The sequence below is a fragment of the Cyclonatronum sp. genome, from assembly GCF_022565315.1.
Taxonomy (GTDB): Bacteria; Bacteroidota; Rhodothermia; order Balneolales; family Cyclonatronaceae; genus Cyclonatronum.
This window is the reverse complement of sequence record NZ_JAIUMX010000161.1, coordinates 1-6,390: the sequence shown is the minus strand read 5'-3', so window position 1 is coordinate 6,390 and position 6,390 is coordinate 1. Positions and strand designations below refer to the sequence as shown.

General features: G+C 56.1%; 5 protein-coding genes. 3 read left to right on the top strand and 2 right to left on the bottom strand.

All coding sequences use genetic code 11. The features are described 5' to 3' along the window. Positions 1–149: 149 nt before the first annotated feature. The gene (locus LAT75_RS14930) at positions 150–719 is read right to left on the bottom strand and encodes a hypothetical protein (protein WP_291483521.1); all 570 of its coding nucleotides are present in this window, start codon (positions 717–719) and stop codon (positions 150–152) included. Between the two features lie 195 nt (positions 720–914). Here LAT75_RS14930 and LAT75_RS14925 point away from each other — a divergent pair, with 195 nt between their 5' ends. The 3 genes from LAT75_RS14925 (at position 915) to LAT75_RS14915 (ending at position 4,428) form a co-directional block, all read left to right on the top strand. Beyond that, a complete protein-coding gene (locus LAT75_RS14925) occupies positions 915–1,469 on the top strand; it encodes a gamma carbonic anhydrase family protein (RefSeq protein ID WP_291483519.1) in 555 nt (184 codons plus the stop codon). Between the two features lie 162 nt (positions 1,470–1,631). Next, complete coding sequence (locus LAT75_RS14920) at positions 1,632–2,108, top strand: hypothetical protein (RefSeq protein WP_291483517.1); 477 nt, start codon at positions 1,632–1,634, stop codon at positions 2,106–2,108. Between the two features lie 334 nt (positions 2,109–2,442). Then, positions 2,443–4,428 carry an acetoacetate--CoA ligase gene (locus tag LAT75_RS14915; RefSeq protein ID WP_291483514.1) on the top strand — a complete coding sequence of 662 codons (1,986 nt, stop codon included), beginning with the start codon at positions 2,443–2,445 and terminating at the stop codon, positions 4,426–4,428. A gap of 901 nt (positions 4,429–5,329) precedes the next feature. Here LAT75_RS14915 and LAT75_RS14910 read toward each other — a convergent pair. Beyond that, on the bottom strand, positions 5,330–6,390 hold a 1,061-nt coding region (locus LAT75_RS14910; protein WP_291483512.1), incomplete at its 5' end, for a M24B family metallopeptidase.

Below are 6,390 nucleotides of genomic sequence, written 5' to 3'. Positions count from 1 at the left end.
TTCAGCACGGAGAGGGCGATGCCCCAGGCGCTGTCTTTATGCAGGCGCACCAGGTGCCGGAAGGCATCCCGGTCGCCGGCAAGTACCGCATCGATGTAGGCTTCGGAATCGGGCATCAGCAGGGCAGCTTACCGGAGGTAAAGCTGCTTTCAGGGTTTTGAGGTTTGGCCGGCAGCGTTGTCCGTGCCGGGGTGCAGCTGCGCATCGGGCTCAGAAGTTTTGCCGGCTTCAATCACGTCAGCTGTTTTTTCGGGTGCTTCGGTTTGCGCAATAATTCCTTCATTTTGCTTCTTGTGTTCCTCCGCGGCTTTGGGCGTATCCGAGATTCCTTCAGCTTTTCCACTGAGCGGAGCTACCGGTGCAGGGCTCGCATCTGCTGCACTATCCGGCTGCGATTGTATCGTGATGGGGTCGCTTGCCGATTCAATCGGAAAAACGAGGTAAGAAACAAGCAGCCCCAGCCCTGCGAGTGAGCCCCCGAGCCAGACCGTAAAAGCATTCATGAAATGATCTTCAATGAATATGCCGAGAAAAAGTCCGAACGCAACAAAGCCAAGTCGTGCCCAAAAGAAGTTCTTTCCGCCTTTGGGCGCATCCGGAAAGACAATGCCTTTTTCGAGCATGGCAAGCCGCTCCTTATGTTTAAGGATGCGGTTCACCAGAAAAATACTCAATAAACTGAGAATTAAGATCAGAGGAGCGATTTCATTAAAATTCATATCGGTAGAAGTTAGGGTGTAAAGACGGGCGTTTACTGCTTAGAGCGTCGGGCGCCTCAGGAGGTTACAAAAAAAGCGGGAGCCCGACCGGAAAAAGCCTGCGGCACTTTCCTGCTGTACCCTGAAAGGCCGGTGCCGTATCTTAGGCCGGTAAAAGATTGATTTCAAATTCCAATTATTTCAGCCCTGCGAATCATGATCTATCAGTTTCTCGACAGCAAACCTTTTTACGGCCCCACCAACTTCATCGCGCCCAGCGCCGATATTATCGGGGATGTGCACATGGGCGAAGAGAGCAGCGTGTGGTTCAACTGCACCATTCGGGGCGATGTGAACTACATCCGCATCGGAAAGCGCTCCAACGTACAGGATAACAGCTGCATCCACGTGATGAACCAAACCGGCCCGACCATCATCGGAGATCAGGTAACCATCGGGCATCAGGTGATGCTGCACGGCTGCACGGTGCACGACCGCGTGCTCATCGGCATGAGCGTTACCGTGCTCGACAAGGCCGTGATTGAGCCCGACTGCATCATTGGGGCCGGCAGCCTGGTTACCCCCGGCAAGGTGATGCCCTCCGGCTGGCTGTGCATGGGCCGCCCCGCCAAACCCGTGCGCAAACTCACCGATGAGGAGCTCGCCTCCATCATCCAATACTCCGACAACTACGTGAAGTACAGCCGCACCTACCTGCGCCTCGATACCTACGAAACCAATCCGTTTTACACCAAACCACCCGAGCCCTGAAAGCGGTTTTGCATTCTGTGGGAAACCGAAAAATCCGTGGTTTAAGGCATCTAAGTTTATCAAATTGAGGCTTTATAAAATAAATCGTATATTCGTATTCGATTTCAGCGGCTAAGCTGTAATCGCTCTTAAAACCTTACCGCAGAACCAAAGTTACAGCGCATGATCACACTTAAAGAAGTTCAGAAAGCCCAGCTTGAATGGGGAAACGCGATTGTGGAAATCGGCAAACTCAAAAATCTTCCGTTCGATGAGATCAGGGAAAAAACTTCTGATATCATCAGGAAGCTATATTACTTCGAGAAAGACCACATCATGTTTAAGCCTACCCGCGCCCGCGAGCATCCCTTCCGCGGCGATTTTGAAGGCGCGCTTTCCTACTTCATCGGCCATAACGATTCCTTTGATGAAGACGACGGCTTCGCCCTGCAGCCCTGGGTAGCAGTCCGCTTCGATAATTTCCAGATCGATATTGAAAACGACCGCGCTTTTGCAATGGGCGAGTATTTCTTCACCACTGAAAGCGGCGAAGAAAAAAAGGTGGAGTACACCTTTGGCTATGTAAAGCTTCCCACCGGCGAACTGAAAATTGATTTGCATCACTCCTCTGTGCCTTTCGCGCCAACGCTGGCACAGTAAAACAGGCGCAGTTTTAGCGTAATTTATACTTTAAAACCCGGATTTCAGGGCTGACCCTAAAGGCAGCGCTGAGGTCCGGGTTTTTTGTTTTCGGGGGATGTGTTTCCGGCTGGCGGTACTTTCCAAAGTAAAAGCCTGAATTGCCGGGCTGCACCCGAAACCGCAGGATAAAGGGGAATTGATGCGGACTGAAAACGGCTGATTCAGTATATTCGGGGATTCCCGCTGCAGCCGGTTCAGCGCTGCCCGGGCTGTTATTTTTGAAGAAAGCCGTACTAACCGGCCGCTCCCTTTTTTAGCTGATTCGACTCCCACTAACCAACGCGCCCCACTGATGAAGACCTCCGTGCACGAAGGAACCCTGCTTTGGCAGCCCGATGCTGAGCAGATTGAAAACGCCAACCTCACCCGCTACTGCCGCTGGCTCGCCGAAACCCGCGGCCTGGCGTTTGATGACTACCACGCCCTCTGGCAATGGTCGGTCACCGAAACCGAAGCCTTCTGGGAATCCCTCTGGACGTATTTCGGCATCAGCAGCAAAACGCCGTACACCGCGGTACTCGGCAAGCGGGAGATGCCCGGCGCTGAATGGTTCCCCGGCAGCACGCTCAACTTTGCCGAGCATGTGTTCCGCATGGCATCTGATGCGCACCCGGCCCTCATTTACCGCAGCGAAACCCATCCCCAAACCGAAGTAAGCTGGGCTGCGCTTCGCAGGCAGGTTGCTGCGCTCGCATCCCGGCTGCGCAGCTGCGGCGTAAAACCCGGCGATAGGGTCGCGGGCTTTCTGCCCAACAGTCCGCACGCCTTCATTGGCATGCTGGCAACGGCAAGCATAGGCGCGGTGTGGTCGGCCTGCTCGCCCGATTTCGGCGCGGACAGCGTAACGGAGCGCTTCAGTCAGATAGAGCCGGTCGTGCTCATTGCCGTGAACGGCTACACCTACAACGGCAAAAAGCTCGACCGCAGTCCGCAGGTAAGCCGGCTCATCGCAGAACTTAAAAGCCTGCGGGAAGTCATCACCATCCTCTGGCTGGAGGGCGGGCCCGAAATCCCGGCGCAGCCCGGCATCCGGTTTACGGACTGGGCAGCGGCAACCGCAAGCAACGGCGAAACGGCGGAGCTTCACTTTGAGCCGGTGCCGTTCGGGCATCCCCTCTGGGTGCTGTACTCCTCCGGCACGACCGGCCTGCCCAAGCCCATTGTGCACGGACACGGCGGCATGTTGCTCGAACACCTCAAATACATGGAATTTCACGCCGATGTGCGCCCCGGCGACCGCTTTTTCTGGTATTCCACCACCGGATGGATGATGTGGAATGTGGTGCTTGCGGCCCTGCTTCGGGGGGCAACGGCGGTGCTGTACGACGGGAGCCCGGCCTGGCCCCGGGCCGATATCCTCTGGGAATACGCCGCTCAGGCCCGCATGACGACTTTCGGTACAAGCGCGACCTACCTTGTGAGCTGTCTCAAAAACGGCATGCGACCGGCGCAAACGCACGACCTCAGCAGCCTGCGCTCCGTAGGCTCGACCGGCTCGCCCCTGCCCCCGGAAGGCTTCAGCTGGGTGTATGAGCAGGTTGGCCGGCACATACAGCTGAACTCAACCAGCGGCGGCACCGATATTTGCAGCAGCTTCGTGGGCGGAAACCCGACCCTGCCGGTGCACGCGGGCGAGATCCAGTGCCGGCTGCTCGGTTCCGCAGTGGAGGCCCGTAACGAAGCCGGCGAAGCGGTAACCGGAGAGGTCGGGGAGATGGTGATTGCCAAACCCATGCCCTGTATGCCGGTGATGTTTTGGGGAGATGAAGGCATGAAGCGCTACCGCGAGAGCTATTTTGAGATGTACCCCGGCGTATGGCGGCACGGCGACTGGCTCAAAATAACAGAGCGGGGCAGCTGCGTGATCTACGGCCGCTCGGATGCGACCCTCAACAAGATGGGCGTGCGCATCGGTACCTCCGAAATTTACCGCGCCGTTGAAACGGAAACGGCCATCCGCGACAGCCTCATCGTGAGTCTCGAGCGGCCCGACGGCAGCTGGTACATGCCACTTTTTGTGGTGATGAAGGAGGGGGAAGCCCTCGACGACGACCTCCGCCGCCGGGTAGCGGTCAATATCCGGGAGCGCATCGCCCCGCGCTTCGTGCCCGATGAAATCATCGAAGTGGCGGAAATCCCCTACACCCTGAGCGGCAAAAAAATGGAGAAGCCGGTAAAACGCATCCTCGAGGGCATCCCTGCCGAAAAAGCGGCAAGCCGCGACGCCATGCGAAACCCCGAAGCCCTCGCCATCTTCGAAAAACTCCGCCCGGATTGATGGCCCGCGGATTTGGCGGATTTGGCCGGATTTACGCGGATTTTTGTTTGATTGACGGAAGACCGCAGACCGCAGACCGCTGACCGCTAAACCTAGCCTTTTGCGTCCTTCGCGTAAACCTTCGTGCCCTTCGTGTTCAAACAACAGAGCCAGGGTTACCGCGAAGCCCGCAAAGGATGAGCGCAAAGATCGCAAAGCGTAGTTGACGGCCCGCGGATCGGGCGGGTTTACGCCGATTCTTTCAAGCCCAAACCCCGCCCCATGTCATTTCGAACGCTTATCAGGTGGAAGGAGCTCACCGAAGGATAACAGGCGGGAGAAGCAGGAAAATGACCGAAGCGTAATGTGAGAAATCCCCTAAGCCAGCCCTGCCGCCAAAAAATGGCCCAGGGTTCGGTCGGATATTTGTTTGATTGACCGCAGACCGCAGACCGCAGACCGCTAAACCCTACCCTTTGCGTCCTTCGCGTAAACCTTCGCGCCCTTCGTGTTCAAACAACAGAGCCAGATTTACCGCGAAGCCCGCAAAGGATGAGCGCAAAGTTCGCGAAGCGTAGTTGACGGCACATGGATCGGGCGGATTTTTGTTTGATTGACTGAAGACCGCAGACCGCTGACCGCAGTTAATCAAACCTTACCCTTTGCGTCCTTCGCGTAAACCTTCGCGCCCTTCGTGTTCAGACAACAGTGGCAGATTTACCACGAAGCCCGCAAAGGATGAGCGCGAAGTTCACGAAGCGTAGTTGACGGCCCACAGATTTACGCAGATTTATTTCACGCAAAGCCGCAAAGCCGCAAAGACCCAAAGTTGCAAAAAACGCAAAGCCGTATTGTGCCAATGCAACCGCAATAAAATCAAAAAACAAGCGACACACTGACACACTGAAATACTGACATACTGCTAAGAAAGTATCGCTTCAATCTCTTCCGGCTTTTTTGGCACATTGGTGAGATTCTCGTAGCCCGTTTCGGTGATCACGAGGTTGTCTTCGATGCGGATGCCGCCGAAGTCGAGCAGGCCGCGGAGTTTGGACTCATTCAGGAAGGGCTTGTGCTTGGGGTCGCTGAAGGCGGGTTCGAGCAGCGCGGGAATCATGTAGAGGCCCGGCTCTATGGTGACCACCATGCCTTTCTCAAGCGTGCGGCGTGCGCGCAGGAACCGCAGGCCGGGCCGGTCGATCGGCTCGATGCCTTTGAGGTAGCCGCCCACATCGTGGGTGTCGAGCCCGAGAAAGTGACCCAGCCCGTGCGGGAAGAACAGGGCAAAAAGGTTCACCTGCATCATATCGTCGATACTGCCGTGGACCAGGCCGAGGTCTTTGAGTCCGCTGAGGATCACCTGACAGGCATGCAGGTGCAGGTCCTCCATCTTAATGCCGGGGCGCGCACCGCTCGTAGTTTCCGCGAGGGCACGAAGCACGATCCGGTATAAATCTCCAAAAACGCCGTCAAATTTCCCGCTGACAGGGAAGGTGCGGGTGATATCCGCTGCGTAGCCTTTGTATTCGGCGCCGGCATCAATCAGGAAATGGCTCCCTTTGGGGATGCGGCGCGAATTATCTACATAATGCAGAATGGCGCTGTTTTTGCCGGAAGCAAAAATGCCGTTGTACGGATGGTGCAGCATCCCCTGCTTTATCAGGTGATGTTCGTAATCGGCCTTAACCTCATACTCCCATTCCGCGGTTTGGGCGCGTTTCATGGCGATCAGATGCGCCTCGCTTGCGGCTTTGGAAGCCCGCCGCATTAGTTCAAGCTCACGGTCGGTCTTGATACTCCGGCAGTAGGCCAGCGCCTCCGGAAGGGTTACCGAGTCGGTCTTTAGTCCGAAATTTGAAACAAACTGCGCTTCCGCTTCCCCGTTGCAGTACACCGTTTCCGGCTTGCGTTTTCTGAAAACCAGTTCCAGCTTATCATCATAAAAAACGCTGTCGGCTTTGAACGCTTCCTTATAATAATCGG